We start from the raw sequence: 290 nt of genomic DNA, 5'->3' as shown, positions 1-290 counted from the left end.
TCGGGGCATCTGTTCAGCCTCACCGGCTTCAGTCGCCAGGACCAGAACCGCGAATACCTGATCGTCGGCGCGCGCTATTACCTGTCCCAGGAAAGCGGTGAATCCGGTGTCGGCGCGCCGTCGGCGCAGTTCGAAAGCAGCCTGACCTGCATCGACGCCCAGCAAAGCTTTCGCCCCATGGCGATCACCCACCGGCCCATCGTCAAGGGGCCGCAGACTGCGCTGGTGGTCGGGCCCAAGGGCGAGGAAATCTGGACCGACCAGTTCGGCCGGGTGAAGGTGCATTTCTA

At 64.1% G+C, this 290-nt stretch carries 1 pseudogene; it reads left to right on the top strand.

Features of this window, described 5'->3' with window-relative positions:
- Positions 1-290: pseudogene (locus tag OC610_RS29170) on the top strand (type VI secretion system tip protein VgrG); the annotation flags it as partial.

Source organism: Pseudomonas agronomica, from assembly GCF_025917275.1.
In the GTDB taxonomy this organism is placed as follows: domain Bacteria; phylum Pseudomonadota; class Gammaproteobacteria; order Pseudomonadales; family Pseudomonadaceae; genus Aquipseudomonas; species Aquipseudomonas agronomica.
Note: the sequence above shows the minus strand (reverse complement) of the source record. Positions and strands in the feature narration are given on the sequence as shown.